The following is a 15,468-nucleotide window of genomic DNA, read 5'->3' on the forward strand; positions in this document are numbered from 1 at the left end:
CCTCCGCTCCCGCGACGACGACCGCTACGCTCCCCACCATGAGACTGCGGAACACCCGCCCCATGGACCTCGGTTCGGCCCATGTCATCGTCACCGGCGGGTCGAGCGGCATCGGCCTGGCCACGGCCCGACTGCTGGCGGCACGCGGCGCGAAGCTCTCCCTCATCGCGCGGGGCGCGGAGCGGCTGGAGACGGCGGCGAAGGAGGTGTCGGCCGCCGCGACGGACCCACCGGCCTCGCCGGAGGGGACGCCGACCGCCACGCGGCGGTCGTCGGTTGCCGCGCACCGGACGCCGGTTGCCGGACAGCAGGCGCCGGTTGCCTCACGGGCCGTAGACGTGGCCGATCAGGCGGCCCTCGTCCGAGCCATCGCCGAACTGGAGGCCGAACAGGCACAGCCCTGCGACATCCTGATCACCTCGGCCGGACTCGCCCGGCCGGGGCACTTCCTCGAACTGCCCGACGATGTGTTCCGGCAGATGATCGAGGTCGACTACTTCGGCACGCTCCACGCCATCCGTGCCGTCGCCCCCGGCATGGTGGAGCGCGGGCACGGCAGCGTGGTCGCCGTGTCGTCCGCCGCCGGGCTGCTCGGCATCTTCGGCTACAGCGCGTACGGACCGGCCAAGTTCGCCGTACGTGGCCTGATGGAGTCGGTTCGGGCCGAGCTGACCCCGCGCGGAGTGCACGTCGGGGTCGTGTTCCCGCCGGACGTGGACACCCCACAGCTCGCCGAGGAGAACCGGTGGAAGCCGCGGGAGACCCGCGTGGTCGGCGGCACGATCAAGCCCCTCACGGCGGAGAAGGTCGCGGCGGCGATCGTGCAGGGCATCGACCGGCGGCGCTTCACGATCTGCCCGGACACGGGCACCCGGGCACTGGCCCGCTTCGGCAGCGTGCTCATGCCGCTGCTCAACCGCGAGTTCGACCGCCGGGTCAGGGCGGTCCAGCGGCCGTCGAGGGGCACCTGACCGCGACGGCCACGACCAACCCCGCGCCCGCCCTTGCCGAAGAGAGGAAGAAAGAAGGGATGGGAAGTCGGCCTGCGCAGTAGCCCGAGACTCGCCCCGGACGCCCGGCCGGGGTATTCCGCCGCACAGCGCCATGTGACATAGTACTGGCGTGACCGAGCGACTGACCTGCGACGTCGTGGTTGTCGGAGCGGGAATGGTGGGCGCGGCCTGCGCCCTGTACGCGGCCCGAGCGGGTCTGAGCGTCGCAGTGGTGGACCGCGGCCCGGTCGCCGGCGGCACGACCGGAGCCGGTGAGGGCAACCTCCTGGTCTCCGACAAGGAACCCGGCCCCGAGCTCGAACTCGCCCTGCTGTCCAACCGCCTGTGGGCGGAGCTGGCCGCCGAACCGGGCCTGGGAACGGCGTTCGAGTACGAGGCGAAGGGCGGGCTCGTCGTCGCCTCCGCGCCGGAGGGGCTCAACGCGCTGGAGCGGTTCGCGGCCGGGCAACGCGCCGCCGGCGTCGCGGCGGTGACCGTCTGCGCACACCAACTCCCTCACCTGGAACCCCACTTGGCGCCCGGCCTCGCGGGTGGCGTGTACTACCCGCAGGACGCCCAGGTCATGCCCACCCTGGCCGCCGCCCATGCCGTACGGGCCTCCGGCGCCCGGCTGCTCACCGGCCGGACCGTGACCGAGGTGCTGCGCACACCGGACGGTGCCGTACGCGGCCTACGCACCGACCGGGGCGACATCCACGCTCCGGCGGTCGTGAACGCCGCCGGGACCTGGGGCGGCGAACTGGCCGCGCTCGCCGGAGTGACCCTCCCCGTCCTCCCCCGGCGCGGCTTCGTCCTCGTCACCGAACCGCTGCCGCCGATGGTGCGGCACAAGGTGTACGCCGCCGACTACGTGGCCGACGTGGCCAGCGACTCGGCGGCGCTCCAGACCTCCCCGGTCGTCGAGGGCACGGCCGCCGGGCCCGTACTGATCGGCGCCAGCCGCGAACGGGTCGGCTTCGACCGGTCGTTCTCGCTGCCCGTCGTACGGGCGTTGGCGGCGGGCGCGATCCGGCTGTTCCCGTTCATGGAGGGGGTGCACGCGATGCGGACGTACGCCGGCTTCCGGCCGTACATGCCGGACCATCTGCCCGCGATCGGGCCCGACCCCCGTGTCCCGGGTCTGTTCCACGCCTGTGGCCACGAGGGCGCCGGGATCGGGCTGGCCACCGGCACCGGACACCTGATCGCCCAGGTACTCGGCGGCAGGTCGCCCGATCTGGACCTCACGCCGTTCCGTCCGGACCGGTTCGCAGAGTACGAGGGGGACGCGGCATGAACCCGCTGGAGCTGGCGCGGGCCGTACCGGGACCCGCCTTCACCATCACCCTCGACGGCCGTGACCTGGAGGCCCTGCCCGGCCAGACGGTCGCGGCCGCGCTCTGGGCCGCCGGGGTCACGTCCTGGCGCACCACCCGGGGCGAGGGCCGGCCACGCGGGATCTTCTGCGGCATCGGCGTGTGCTTCGACTGCCTGGTCACCGTCAACGACCGCCCCAACCAACGGGCTTGTCTGGTCCGGGTCCGGCCGGGGGATGCCATCAGCACTCAGGAGGGGACGGGCCATGGGCGCTGAACCCGGACTGCCCCGTCTGACGATCGTCGGCGCCGGCCCCGCAGGCCTCGCCGCGGCTCTGGCGGCGGCCGGTCAGGGCGTACGGGTCACGGTGGTCGACTCGGCGGAGGCGCCCGGCGGCCAGTTCTACCGGCAGCCCGCCGCCGCCCTCGGCGCGCGGCGGCCGCAGGCCCTGCACCACCGGTGGCGCACCTGGCAGCGGCTGCGCGACGGCCTCGAACGGCAGGTCGCCGCCGGGCACGTCACCCACCTCCCTGACCACCATGTCTGGTGTGTGGAGCGGCGCCCCGACGCCCCCCGGCCCTTCACCGTCCACGCCCTGCTCGGCCCCGACCAGGAAACCCCCGTCGAAGTGCGCGCGGACGCCGTCCTGCTCGCGACCGGCGGCTACGAGAAGGTGCTGCCCTTCCCCGGCTGGACCCTGCCCGGCGTGGTCACCGCCGGGGGCGCGCAGGCCATGCTGAAGGGCGGGCTCGTGGTGTCCGGCCGTACGGCGGTCGTCGCCGGGACCGGGCCGCTGCTGCTGCCGGTGGCGACCGGACTCGCGGCGGCGGGCGTCACGGTGGCCGCGCTGGTGGAGTCGGCGGACCCGAAGGCCCTGGTGCGGCGTACCGGCGCGCTGGTGGGCCGGGCGGACAAGCTCGCCGAAGGGGCCGGGTACGCGGTGGAGTTGCTGCGCCGCCGGGTACGGACCCTCGTACGCCACACCGTCGTCGAGGCGCACGGCGACGACCGGCTGGAGGCCGTGACCGTGGTCGCGCTCGACGCCGAGGGGCGCGTCCGGCCCGGCACCGAGCGGCGCATCCCCTGCGACACCCTCGCCGTCGGACACGGCATGCTCCCGCACACCGACCTCGCCGAGACGCTCGGTTGCCGCGTCGAGCCCACCGGTGCGGGTGTGTGGGCCGACGACGAGCAGCGCACCGATGTGCCGGGGGTCTGGGCGGCGGGCGAGACCACCGGGATCGGCGGCGCGGCCCTCTCCCTCGCGGAGGGGCACATCGCCGGACGGTCGGCCGCCGCCCGCCTCCTGGGCCGGGCCCCGGACCCGGGCGAATGGGCGGAGGCCGCCAAGTCCCGTGGAAAGCTGCGGGAGTTCTTCGGTGTGCTCGACGCCGTGTACGTTCCGCCGACGCACTGGACCGAGCAGGTCACCGACGACACGGTCGTCTGCCGGTGCGAGGAGGTCACAGCCGGGGCCGTCCGCGAGGCCGTCGGGGAACTGGGCGCCGGGGACGTCCGGACGGTGAAGCTCCTCACCCGTGCCGGGATGGGCTGGTGCCAGGGCCGGATGTGCGGGCCGGCGGTCGCGGGGATCGCCGGATGCGCGGAGACCGTGGCCCGGCGGCCGTTCGCGCGACCGGTGCCGCTGGGCGTGCTGGCCCGGGCGGGCGAGACCGCCGAGGAGGGTGATGGCATCCCCTGAACCCGTCCACCGGCACCCCTGAACCCGTCCGCCGACGCGGGGTGAACCCCTCCGCCGGCACCGGTAAGCCCCCCGGCCCCTCCACCACCATCTCGGGCCGGCCGACCGTCAGTAATATGTCACACCCCATTGAGAGGGAATCCCGAATGCCCACCACCGAGAACCGCCCCTGGCGCGGCGTCCTCGTCGCCACCGCGCTCCCCCTCCGCGACGATCTCTCCGTCGACCACGACAAGTACGCCGAGCACTGCGCCTGGCTGGTCGAGAACGGCTGTGACGGTGTCGTACCGAACGGCTCGCTCGGCGAGTACCAGGTGCTGACACCCGAGGAGCGCGCCAAGGTCGTCGAGACGGCCGTCGCCGCGATCGGCGGCGCGCGCGTGATGCCGGGGGTCGCGGCGTACGGGTCCGCCGAGTCCCGGCGCTGGGCCGAGCAGGCGCGGGACGCGGGCTGCGCCTCGGTGATGCTGCTGCCGCCGAACGCGTACCGCGCCGACGAGCGGTCCGTGCTCGCGCACTACGCGGAGGTCGCGAAGGCGGGCGTCCCGGTCGTGGCGTACAACAACCCGATCGACACCAAGGTCGACCTCGTCCCCGAACTGCTCACCAAGCTGCACGGCGAGGGGTACATCGGGGCCGTCAAGGAGTTCTCCGGCGATGTCCGCCGGGCGTACCAGCTCGCCGAACTCGCCCCGGAACTGGACCTGTTGATCGGCGCGGACGACGTGCTGCTGGAGCTGGCGCTCGCGGGCGCCAAGGGCTGGGTGGCGGGCTATCCGAACGCGCTGCCCGCCGCGACGGTCGAGCTGTACCACGCGGCGCTGGACGGCGACCTCGCGACGGCCAAGGGGCTGTACGAGCAGTTGCACCCGCTGCTGCGCTGGGACTCCAAGGTCGAGTTCGTGCAGGCCATCAAGTTGTCCATGGACATCGTGGGCCGGCACGGCGGACGCTGCCGTCCGCCCCGGGTGGAGCTGCTGCCGGAGCAGGAGGCCGCGATCCGGGCGGCCACCGAGAAGGCCGTCGCGGCGGGCCTCGCGTAACCCACGTCAGAAAGGTAGGACCGGTCATGCGCAGCAAACTCGTCCTGCACGCCGTCGACTCGCACACCGAGGGCATGCCCACCCGGGTGATCACCGGCGGGATCGGCACGATCCCCGGCGCGACCATGAACGAACGACGACTGTGGTTCCGTGAACACCGCGACGACGTCAAGCAGTTGCTGATGAACGAGCCGCGCGGCCACGCGGCGATGAGCGGCGCGATCCTGCAGCCGCCGACCCGCCCCGACTGCGACTACGGCGTGGTCTACATCGAGGTCTCCGGCTATCTGCCCATGTGTGGCCACGGCACGATCGGTGTCGCGACCGTGCTCGTGGAGACCGGCATGGTCGAGGTCGTCGAGCCGGTCACCACCATCCGTCTCGACACCCCGGCGGGGCTCGTCGTCGCCGAGGTGGCGGTGGAGGACGGCGCGGCGAAGGCGGTCACCCTGCGGAACGTGCCGTCGTTCTCCGCCGGCCTCGACCGCGAGATCGCTCTCGCCGACGGGCGGACGGTGACCTACGACCTCGCGTACGGCGGCAACTTCTACGCCATCCTGCCGCTGGAGCAGTTCGGGCTGCCCTTCGACCGCGACCGCAAGGACGACATCCTCAAGGCCGGCCTCGCTCTGATGGACGCCGTCAACGCCGAGGAGGAACCCGTCCACCCGGAGGACCCGTCGATCCGCGGCCTCCACCACGTCCACCTGTACGCCCCCGGCGCCACCGCCCGGCACTCGCGCCACGCGATGGCCATCCACCCCGGCTGGTTCGACCGCTCACCCTGCGGTACGGGCACCAGCGCGCGCATGGCGCAACTGCACGCGCGGGGTGAACTGCCGCTGCACACCGAGTTCGTGAACGAGTCCTTCATCGGCACCCGGTTCACGGGGCGGCTGCTCGGCGAGACCGAGGTGGCCGGTGTCCCGGCCGTGCTGCCCAGCTTCACCGGCCGTGCCTGGATCACCGGCACGGCCCAGTATCTGCTCGACCCGTCCGACCCGTTCCCGTCCGGATTCGTCCTCTAGGATTCCGGGACTTCAGGACTCCAGGAGAGACCTCATGCCCCCCATGGCCTCGCGGCGCACAGGCGCCCCGTCCGCCGCTGTCGCCGCCGCTCCCCCGGCCCCCGCCCTGCCCGTGCTCGGCGGCAAGAAGAGCAGCTACCGCGAGCGGGTCGCCGACGCGCTGCGGGCCGCGCTGATCGCCGGTGAGCTGCGGCCGGGCGAGGTGCACTCCGCGCCCGGCCTCGCCGCCCGCTTCGGTGTCTCGGCGACGCCGGTGCGCGAGGCCATGCTGGATCTGGTCAAGGAGGGCCTGGTCGACACCGTGCCCAACAAGGGGTTCCGGGTCACCGCCGTCACGGAGAGGCAGCTCGACGAGTACACCCACGTCCGCTCGCTCATCGAGATCCCGACCACCGTCGGTCTGGCCCGGACCGCCGACCCGGTCTCCCTGGAGGCGCTGCGGCCCGCCGCCCGGGAGATCGTCGCCGCCGCGGCCGCCGGGGACCTCATCGCGTACGTCGAGGCCGACACCCGCTTCCACCTCGGTCTGCTGGCCCTCGCGGGCAATGCGCACCTCGTCGAGGTGGTCGGCGACCTGCGCAAACGCGCCCGCCTGTACGGTCTGACCGCGCTCGCCGAGTCCGGTCGCCTGCTCTCCTCGGCACAGGAGCACCTGGAACTCCTGGACGCCCTCCTCGACCGCGACGAGGCAGCCGTGCACGCGGTGATGACCCGCCACCTCGGCCATGTGCGCGGAATGTGGGCCGCACCCGACTGAGCACCCACGCGCCGCGTACGGACGAGACGACTGAGTACCCGCACGCCACGTACGAACGAGACGACTGATCGCCCTCGCCGTGCATGCGAAGGGACTGCCGGGGGCATCTCTGACGAATGTGATCGGAGCGACGCGCGCTCCGGCTGAGGTTGAAAGTATGATCGGCCAATGTCTGACATGACCGAAACCACGCCGGGCTGGCTGCCGTCCGACGAACTCGAATCGGCGCGGGCCCGGATGCCGATCCTGTACGTCGAGGCCGTGCCCGTACGCGTCGACGACAGCGGCGAAGTCACCAGCATCGGGCTGCTGCTGCGCATCGGCCCGGACGGGACGGTCAGCCGCAATCTGGTCTCCGGCCGCGTGATGCACCACGAGCGGGTGCGCGACGCGCTCCTGCGGCACCTGGAGAAGGACCTCGGACCGGTGGCGCTGCCGCGCGTACCGTCGGCCCTGCAGCCCTTCACCGTCGCCGAGTACTTCCCGACGCAGGGCGTCACCCCGTTCCACGACCCGCGTCAGCACGCGGTGTCCCTCGCCTACATCGTCCCGGTGTCCGGCGACTGCCGCCCCCGGCAGGACGCCCTCGACCTGGTGTGGTTCAGCCCTCAGGAGGCGGCGTCGGAGTCGGTCCAGAGCGAGATGCCGGGCGGCCAGGGAGTCCTGCTGAAGCAGGCCCTGGCGCACGTGGGCTGTCTGTCCTGACCGGGAGCGGGGCGTGGCGGCCGGGGCTCAGGGCCTCCGTTCGAGATACGTGTGGCGCGGGTTCCGGCTCAGCCTCTCCGCTGCGGGCGCCGCCAGCTCGGTCGCCGAGTCGCGGGCGAGGGCTGCCCGGCCCGCTTCGCCGAGTGCGTCGGCGAGACGGGCCTGGCCGAGCCAGTTGTAGGGGCTGTGGGGGCTCAGGCCGGTGCGTTCGCCGAGCAGGAGCCGCGCCAGGTCGTCCCGGCGGGCGCGGAGGGCCGCCTCCAGAAGGGTGCGCTGGATGGCGTCCCGCTGGGCGTGGCTGCCGCCGAAGGTGTGCAGTCGGCGGCGGATGGGCCAGAGCAGTTCCACCACCGCCGGGTAGTCCTCGCGGGCGTACGCCACCAGCGCCTCGCACACGGGCAGGCCGATCTCGCCGGTCATCACACGATTGGTGTGGGGCCGCCCGCCCTGCCGGGCCGCCCGCAGCCAGCGCCGTCGGTCGGCCACGAACTCGTCCGCCGTGTCCAGCCGCCCCGCTCCCGCGAAGGCCATGACGGCGTGCACGTCGTTGAAGGCGTAGAACGGCGGGTCCTCGCGCGCGGCCCACGCGTCGGCCAGGGCCTGCCAGCGGGCGTCCTGGTCCGAGCCGTCCAGGAGGAACCGCCACAGCAGCGAGGCGGCGTCGAGGAGTTCCATGACGAACCCGGTCGAGTCCTCGTGGTGCAGTACGGCGTCGTGGATCCGCAGGGCCGTCGCGGTGTCACCCGCCTCCAGCGCGTACAGGGCGTAGTGCCACCAGCTGTGGACCGTCAGCAGACTGCCGCTCGCCCAGTCGTCGAGTCGCGCGTCGAGGAAGTCGATCCCCTCGGCGAACCGCCCCTGCATCTCGTGCACGTGCACGACCGCGTGGATGGCCCAGATGTCACGGGCGTTCTGTTCGACGGCGGCCCTGCCCACTTCCTGGGCCCGGCCGTAGTGTCCCGACTCCTCCAGGCCGAAGGCGTACATGCCCATCAGTGGCCCGCGGTGGGGGTCGTCCGCGTCCCACGCGGGCAGGGCCCCGCCGATCCGGTCCCGCAGGCGGGTGGCGTCCCCGGTGAAGAAGTCGAGCTGATGGCCCACCGCCAGGGCTAGCGGATCACGCGGGCACTCCACGACCAGCTCCTCCAGCACCTGCCCGGCCCGCCCCAGGTCACCCCCGAGCCAGGCCTCCGCCGCCGCCAGGTGCATCCGCTCCCGCGGGGGCAGCGATGAACGGTCCAGCCCGGCGCTGAAGTCCGCGAAGCGACGGCCGGCCTCCGTGGCGTCACGGGACTCGGTCCCCAGCACCCCGAGGTAGGCGGCGAACGACTGGGCCAGCGGCGAGGTCGGACACGCGGCCACCGCGGCCGCGACGGCGTTCGGGAACTCGGGCCGGAAGAACAACAGCCCCTCCACGGCCCGGTCCAGGTGCCCCGCCCCTTCGGCGGTGCACTCGTACAGGCGGTTGCCGTACCGGTCGGTCACCATGGCAGCTCATCTCCGGCGCGTGTCGAGTGTGGTCGGCCTGCGATCGTCGACCCGTGGCTGCACGGATCACCCCGCGCCCCCATCAAAGCGACCGGCACTCCCCCCGGTCCACCGAGCACCCCCGACACACCCCGAATCACCACTGTGCGCCGCGGGATCGCGTACGCGGACCTTCCGTCGTGGTCCGCGTCCCGGCAGGCGGCGAGCGCCCGGCGGGGCCGGGACGTGCCGGTGGCCCACCACGGGTGTGGTGGGCCACCGGAGTTGAACCGCGGTGCCGTGACCGGCTGCCGGGTGGTCAGGAGTCCAGGAACTTCCCGCAGTCGGCGTTGGCCACCCAGCGGTGGGAGCTGATCTCGTTGTCCACGTCGTAACCGCTGGTGAACGAGAAGCCGTTGAGGCTGCTCATGTACAGCTCGGACTTCTTGATGCAGGTGTGGCCGCCGGCCCAGTCCGTACCGGTGCCGTTGAAGACCTGCACGGCGAGTCCGGAGCTCCCCTTGTGGAGGATGGACTCCGCGTTGTTGGTGTCGTCGCCCTGGAACGAGCCCTGGTCGTTGCCCCAGTTCGAGTCCGACCCGTCGGCGCTGCCGAGGTAGCCGCTGCAGTTGTCGTTCGCATAGGCGTAGAAGTAGCCCGAGGAGGCGCTGTTCCACGCGTTGTCGCAGGCGGTGGCCGCCTGGGCGCCACTGGTGGGTACGATCACCGCGAGGCCGGCGAGGCCCAGAGTGGCAGCTACGGCCAGGGTCTTGCGCATGAGGGATCACTCCTTGTTCCGCTGATGTGGTGGGGGGTGTGCTCCGCAGCCGAAACGCTGCGGACGTGTGTGGGGCTCCGGCCGCCGCGTCGTCAGGCGGTGGAACCGGTGATGTCCTCCGCGCGGGCCAGCCCGGCGAGGGCCATGCTCCGGTAGGTGGCGATGTCCGCGGCGTACCGGCCGAGCCGCTTGTCGCGGTACTCGGCGTCGAGCGCACGAGCGGTCTCGGCCAGCGGTGTCCCGGTCGCGCAGGTGACCTCCGCGACCGCCACTTCGACCTCGGCGGCGTGGGCCTGCTCGGACGACAACCCCTCGGTGAGCGAGGGGAGTTCCTCGCGGACGCTCGGTGGATCGGCGTAGTCGTGCCCGGCCCGGCGCATGCAGGTGGACCACTGCTCGACCGCGTGGGTGAAGCGGCTGTCCTCGATGAGGGCGGGCACATACAGGGGTGACAGGTTCGTGGCGGTCTTCTCCACCCGGAACCAGGTCTCGAAGTCGCCGTAGAGCTGGTTCTTGGCTTCGGTCTGGCAGCTGTGCCGCGGCGTGCGGACGGTACCGCCGGCGGGCAGTCGGGCGGTGAGTATCCCGCCCGACGTGTCGCCTTCGAGCGCCTGGCTGTAGCGGATGCTTTCCTGCCGGGAGAGCGCGTTGGCGTAGAGGTGGTTCGGGTCGTCGCTCTGTATGTTCTGGAGCCTGTCCGAGAGCCGGCTGCCGTAGCCGTGCTTCTTGGCCCACGCGAGGTCGGTGAGCACGTAGCCGCCGCCCTTGAGGTCGTCGACGGTCAGCACCGACCACGCCCAGTACTTGAAGCCCTTGCCCTCCATGCACTTCTTCACGAGCCGGGCTTCGGCACGCTCTACGAGGATCTGCTCGGCGTCGGTGAGTTCGCGGCTGTCGGCCCCGGCACCGGACGCCGCGCCGACCGTGTCCGTCCGGGCACTGCCCGAGTCCCGGCCGCTGTCGTGACGCCCGCTCGTGGTGCAGCCGGCCGATGTGACAGCGACGACCATCGCACCGGCGAAGGCGATGGCGAACGCTCGCTTCATGCCTGTCCCCCTCTGGTACGGCTGCTTCGGCTGGTGCCCCTGTGGCGGGGCGTGGCGCATACGATCCCCTGCGGCGCGGCCTCGGGCCATGCCTTTGCGTCCCACCGCAAAAGCGCAGGTCGACGCCGAGTTGTCAGTGCTCGGAGCGTGTCGTGGGCTGCGCCGAGGTCCGCAGGGCGAGTCGATGCGCGGTCAGGCCGGAAAGAGGGGAGGGTGCGCCCGCGCGGCGGTCACGGCGGTACCGGCTCCGCACAGGGAGTCGACGCGCCGGTCGTGGCACGGAGCACGGACGCGCCGAGCGGGGTGAGGGTGTGCAGTACCGTCGCGCCCTGCCGGATGGTGGTGATCAGACCGGCGTTGCGCAGTGCGGTCGCGTGCCGGCTGGCGGAGGACGCGGACACATCGGCGGCACGGGCGAGCTCGCCGGTCGTGGCTCCGACCGCCGTGGCGTGGAAGGCGGCGGCGCGCGCCCGCCCCAGCAGGTCTGTCAGCGGCCGCTCGGCGGGGGCACCCCCCAGGGCATCGGCCGGCGCCGGCTGTTCATGGAGAAGCGGGTAGTACAGGACGGGCGGCAGTTCCGGATCGGCGAGGCTGACCGGGGCGTCCCAGCAGAAGTAGGAGGGCACGAGGGTGATGCCCCGTCCGTTGAGATACAGGTCCCGTTCCATCGCGGGGTAGCGCACGTGCAGCACGGGCCGCCGCCACCGCATCGTGGGACCGAGCCCGGCGAGCATGCCCTCGATGCCCCCGTCCATGATCCCGCGACATCGCACCGCCCGCTCCGCCTCGATCCGGGCCGCCATCCGGTCCTGGTAGGGGGCGACGACGGCGTTGTAGTAGGTGCGTAACACCTGGACCAGCGCCTCCCGTTCCGCCCGCTCCGCGAGCCGGGGTGCCCAGGAGGGTGCTCCGACGGCCTGGTCGAGCAGGGCGATCTCCTCGCCGACGCGGCTCGGCGGGGTGGCGATCAGCTCGGCGAGCCCGCCGTTCAGGTCGCCGAGCGTCTGCGGGGGCGTGAGGAAGTCGGGAAAGTAGGCGGCCCTCGGGTACAGCGGCAGCAGGGTGGTGCGCAGCGCCCGCTCCAAGCCCTGCTCACGCATCGCCACCCGGGCCCCGCGGTACCACTCGGCGTAGGCCCACCGACCTCGGCGCGACTGCAGTCGGTGCAGGCTCGCCGCGAGCTCCCACAGGGGGTCGACCCGCGACGCCACGCGTGTTCTCGCGAGGTCTATTTCGGTGAAATGTATCCGGAGCGCCACGTTCTCCCTCTGCTGAACTGGGCTTTCACACAGGAGCAACAGAATGGCCGATCAAGGGAGTTGAGGCAATCACGAGATTTACACATGGTGGTCACGTGAAATACACACGAGGGCGGTGGGCAGGGGACCCTCTTCGTATTCATCCGAAAGACCTTCGGGCGAAGCGGTCGCGGACGACGACCCGACACGCAGAGTGATCATCCTCGACCCGCGAGAAAGGGCCGTTCCAGAAGAGCGCCTTGCGCCGGCAGACGGCGGTGCCTGCCGCCCCGCACCACCTCCTGTGTGCCGCATCGTCAGTCCGCCCTCATCGGATGCGTGAGGTTCGCCCCGGTCGCCGGGTCGAACACATGAGCCTTGGCCATGTCGACCTGCAGCTCCACCGGTTCGCCCTCGCGGGCACGCGTCGCCGCGTCCAGGCGGGCCACGATGTGCTGGGTGTCGGCGCCGGTGTCGCGCAGGCCCGAGTCCTTGGCGAGCTCCTCCAGTTCGGTGGTCGTCGCGGGCCCGCCCTCCGCGGTGAAGTAGACATACACATCGGAGCCCAGCGACTCCAGGACCTCCACGGTGGCGGTGAAGACCGGGCCCGTCCGGTCCCGGTCATGTGCCAGGGCCGCGTCCTCGAAAGCTTCCGGTCGCAGTCCGACGATGACCTCGCGGGGCGCGTTCTGCCGTTCCAGCGCCTGCCTCGTACGGTCGTCGAGCGTCAGGTCGCCCAGGGGTGAGCGCAGGGCGCCGTCCTCCAGAGTGGCGTTCACGAAGTTCATCGCCGGGGAGCCGATGAAGCCCGCGACGAAGATGTTGCGCGGCAGGTCGTACAACTCGGCGGGTGTTCCGATCTGCTGGACCAGGCCCTGTCTCATGACCACGACCCGGTCGCCGAGCGTCATCGCCTCGGTCTGGTCGTGGGTGACGTACACGGTGGTCGTGGCGAGGCGCCGCTGCAGCCGGGAGATCTGGGTGCGCATCTGCACCCGGAGTTTGGCGTCCAGGTTGGACAGCGGCTCGTCCATCAGGAACGCCTTGGGGTCACGGACGATCGCCCGCCCCATGGCCACCCGCTGACGCTGCCCGCCGGAGAGGTTGGCGGGCTTGCGGTCCAGGTGCTCGGTGAGGTCGAGGATCCGGGCAGCCTCCGTCACCTTGGCTTCGATGGTGGCCTTGTCCACCTTGGCCAGGCGCAGGGGGAAGCCCATGTTCTCCCGGACGTTCATGTGCGGGTACAGGGCATAGCTCTGGAACACCATGGCGACGTCGCGCTCCTTGGGAGCGAGGTCGTTGACGACCCGGTCCCCGATGCGCAGGGTGCCCTCGGTGATGTCCTCGAGTCCGGCGATCATGTTCAGGGTCGTGGACTTGCCGCATCCCGACGGACCGACCAGGATCACGAACTCGCCGTCGGCGATCTCGAGATCCACGTCCTTCACGGCGAGGGCCCCGTCGGGAAAGCGCTTGGTGACTCCCTCGAGGATGATCTCGGCCATGGATGGTGCCTCCTTGCCTTCCCCGCTCAGCCTTTGACTGCCCCGGAGGTCAGTCCCGCGACGATCCGCCGCTGGAAGAGCAGGACGAAAACGATGATCGGGATGGTGATGACCACGGCGGCGGCGGCGATCGACCCGGTGGGCTGTTGGAACTGGGAGCTCCCGGTGAAGAACGCGATCGCGGCGGGCACGGTGCGCGCGGACTCGGTGGACGTCAGCGAGATCGCGAACAGGAAGTCGTTCCAGCAGAAGATGAACACGAGAATGGCCGTGGTGAACACGCCTGGTGCGGCCAGCGGCACGATGACCATCCGGAAGGCCTGCGCGGGCGTCGCCCCGTCGACCTTGGCGGCCTTCTCCAGATCCCAGGGGATCTCCCGGAAGAACGCCGACAGGGTGTAGATCGCGAGCGGCAGGGAGAAGGTCATGTACGGGATGATCAGCCCGACCCAGGTGTCGAAGATCCCGATGATCCGCTCGATGTTGAACAGCGGTGACACCAGGGAGATCGGGGGGAACATGGCGATCAGCAGCGACATGCCGATGAGGACCCGTTTACCGGGGAAGCGCAGCCTGGCCACCGCGTAGGCGGCCATGGTGCCCAGCGCCACCGCGATCACCGTGGCGATCAGTGCGATACCGATCGAGTTGACCAGCGCTCGGGTGAACTCGGCGGTCTCGAAGATGCCCCGGTAGTTCTCCCAGGTCCAGTCGGTGGGGATGTAGTTGCCGTCCGTCAGGGTGGTGGGGTCCTTGAACGACAGCGCGGCGATCCACCACACCGGGAACAGGGCGTACAGCACCACCACCACGTTGATGACGCCCCATCGGGCGGCATGCGTCTTTCCCGCCGCGGCCATCAGCGCTTCACCTCCGCGCCGGGTGCGGCGGTGCCGAACAGCTTGACGAAGGTGAAGGCGATGATCCCGACGCAGATGAAGATCAGGACCGAGATCGCCGACCCGATGCCCAGGTTCAGCGCCGTGAACAGGTTGTCGTACCCGAGGATCGACAGAGAGCCGGTTCCCTGGGCGCCCGCGGTCAGGATGTAGATGTTGTCGAAGATCCGGAACGCGTCCAGGGTCCGGAACAGCAGTGCCACCAGGATGGCCGGTTTCATCAGCGGCAGCATGACCTTGGTGAAGCGCTGCCAGGCGGTGGCACCGTCGACCATGGCCGCCTTCAGGGTCTCCTCGGGGACCAGCGCGAGGCCCGCGAGCAGCAGCAGGGCCATGAACGGTGTCGTCTTCCACACCTCGGCGAGGATGATCAGCCAGAGTGCGGGCCAGTGCTCGGTCAGCGGGGCCTCCCCGCTGGGCAACAACTCGGCGAGGTACCCGAGCTCCGGGGTCCAGGCGTACTGCCAGGAGAAGGCGGCGACCACGGTGACGATCCCATAGGGGACGAGGACCGACGTACGGACGACGCCGCGCCAGAAGATCGTGCGGTGCATCACCAGGGCGAGCCCCATTCCGAGGACGAGTTCGATCGCCACGGAGACGGCGGTGATGAACAGCGTGACCCAGAAGGCGTCCCACCAGAACGGGGAGGACAGCACCGCCCCGTAGTTGCTCAGGCCCACGAACTCCGCCCGTCCGGGAAAGCGCAGGTCGTACCGCTGGAGGGACAGATAGACGGCGTACCCGATGGGGTAGGCGGTCACGGCGATCATGACGACGACCGCGGGCGCGCAGAGCAGCCAGCCGAGCCGGCGCTCCTGCCGGGCGCCCGCCGAGAGTGCCGCGCGGTCCGGACCCGTCTGCTCCGTCTCCGCCTCGGGGGGCGGCGGCGGGGTTCCGGCCGGTCGCGCCCGCGTGCTCATCTCGGGCCTTCCGTGGACGAGGCCCGCGCGCCGCGGCGCCGGCTGACCAGGTGGTGCGGGAGGAAGTC

15 protein-coding genes are annotated in these 15,468 nt (G+C 71.5%); 8 read left to right on the forward strand and 7 right to left on the reverse strand.

What is annotated here, in order from left to right; all coding sequences use genetic code 11:
- Positions 1-38 precede the first annotated feature (38 nt).
- The 8 genes from OG622_RS09210 (at position 39) to OG622_RS09245 (ending at position 7,544) form a co-directional block, all read left to right on the forward strand.
- The gene (locus OG622_RS09210; protein WP_371574723.1) at positions 39-971 is read left to right on the forward strand and encodes an SDR family oxidoreductase; all 933 of its coding nucleotides are present in this window, start codon (positions 39-41) and stop codon (positions 969-971) included.
- A gap of 151 nt (positions 972-1,122) precedes the next feature.
- Complete coding sequence (locus OG622_RS09215) at positions 1,123-2,289, forward strand: NAD(P)/FAD-dependent oxidoreductase (protein WP_371574725.1); 1,167 nt, start codon at positions 1,123-1,125, stop codon at positions 2,287-2,289.
- Positions 2,286-2,585 (forward strand): (2Fe-2S)-binding protein, encoded by a 300-nt coding sequence (locus OG622_RS09220; RefSeq protein ID WP_371574727.1) that lies wholly within the window; start codon positions 2,286-2,288, stop codon positions 2,583-2,585. The genes OG622_RS09215 and OG622_RS09220 overlap by 4 nt, the downstream gene beginning before the upstream one ends.
- The gene (locus OG622_RS09225; protein WP_371574729.1) at positions 2,575-4,011 is read left to right on the forward strand and encodes an FAD-dependent oxidoreductase; all 1,437 of its coding nucleotides are present in this window, start codon (positions 2,575-2,577) and stop codon (positions 4,009-4,011) included. The genes OG622_RS09220 and OG622_RS09225 overlap by 11 nt, the downstream gene beginning before the upstream one ends.
- Before the next feature lie 146 nt (positions 4,012-4,157).
- Positions 4,158-5,054 (forward strand): dihydrodipicolinate synthase family protein, encoded by an 897-nt coding sequence (locus OG622_RS09230; protein WP_371574731.1) that lies wholly within the window; start codon positions 4,158-4,160, stop codon positions 5,052-5,054.
- A gap of 26 nt (positions 5,055-5,080) precedes the next feature.
- On the forward strand, positions 5,081-6,082 hold the full coding sequence (locus OG622_RS09235; protein WP_371574733.1) for a proline racemase family protein: 1,002 nt from the start codon (positions 5,081-5,083) through the stop codon (positions 6,080-6,082).
- Between the two features lie 43 nt (positions 6,083-6,125).
- The gene (locus OG622_RS09240) at positions 6,126-6,839 is read left to right on the forward strand and encodes a GntR family transcriptional regulator (RefSeq protein ID WP_371584040.1); all 714 of its coding nucleotides are present in this window, start codon (positions 6,126-6,128) and stop codon (positions 6,837-6,839) included.
- A 177-nt stretch (positions 6,840-7,016) separates the two neighbouring features.
- The gene (locus OG622_RS09245; RefSeq protein WP_371584041.1) at positions 7,017-7,544 is read left to right on the forward strand and encodes an NUDIX hydrolase family protein; all 528 of its coding nucleotides are present in this window, start codon (positions 7,017-7,019) and stop codon (positions 7,542-7,544) included.
- Positions 7,545-7,571: 27 nt separating this feature from the next.
- Here OG622_RS09245 and OG622_RS09250 read toward each other — a convergent pair whose 3' ends face one another.
- The 7 genes from OG622_RS09250 to OG622_RS09280 all read right to left on the reverse strand — a co-directional run bounded on the left by OG622_RS09250 (position 7,572) and on the right by OG622_RS09280 (position 15,400).
- Positions 7,572-9,032 carry a tetratricopeptide repeat protein gene (locus tag OG622_RS09250; RefSeq protein WP_371574735.1) on the reverse strand — a complete coding sequence of 487 codons (1,461 nt, stop codon included), beginning with the start codon at positions 9,030-9,032 and terminating at the stop codon, positions 7,572-7,574.
- A 298-nt stretch (positions 9,033-9,330) separates the two neighbouring features.
- Positions 9,331-9,789: a hypothetical protein gene (locus tag OG622_RS09255; protein ID WP_371574737.1), complete on the reverse strand. Its 459-nt coding sequence runs from the start codon at positions 9,787-9,789 to the stop codon at positions 9,331-9,333.
- Positions 9,790-9,881: 92 nt separating this feature from the next.
- Complete coding sequence (locus tag OG622_RS09260) at positions 9,882-10,835, reverse strand: hypothetical protein (protein WP_371574739.1); 954 nt, start codon at positions 10,833-10,835, stop codon at positions 9,882-9,884.
- A gap of 230 nt (positions 10,836-11,065) precedes the next feature.
- Positions 11,066-12,094, reverse strand: a complete 1,029-nt coding sequence (locus tag OG622_RS09265) for an ArsR family transcriptional regulator (protein ID WP_371574741.1) — start codon at positions 12,092-12,094, stop codon at positions 11,066-11,068.
- Between the two features lie 296 nt (positions 12,095-12,390).
- On the reverse strand, positions 12,391-13,578 hold the full coding sequence (locus OG622_RS09270) for an ABC transporter ATP-binding protein (protein WP_371574742.1): 1,188 nt from the start codon (positions 13,576-13,578) through the stop codon (positions 12,391-12,393).
- Positions 13,579-13,604: 26 nt separating this feature from the next.
- Entirely contained in the window at positions 13,605-14,438 is an 834-nt protein-coding gene (locus tag OG622_RS09275; RefSeq protein WP_371574744.1) for a carbohydrate ABC transporter permease, read from the reverse strand.
- A complete protein-coding gene (locus OG622_RS09280; protein WP_371574746.1) occupies positions 14,438-15,400 on the reverse strand; it encodes a carbohydrate ABC transporter permease in 963 nt (320 codons plus the stop codon). The genes OG622_RS09275 and OG622_RS09280 overlap by 1 nt, the downstream gene beginning before the upstream one ends.
- Positions 15,401-15,468 lie beyond the last annotated feature (68 nt).

Source organism: Streptomyces sp. NBC_01314 (assembly GCF_041435215.1).
Taxonomy (GTDB): domain Bacteria; phylum Actinomycetota; class Actinomycetes; order Streptomycetales; family Streptomycetaceae; genus Streptomyces.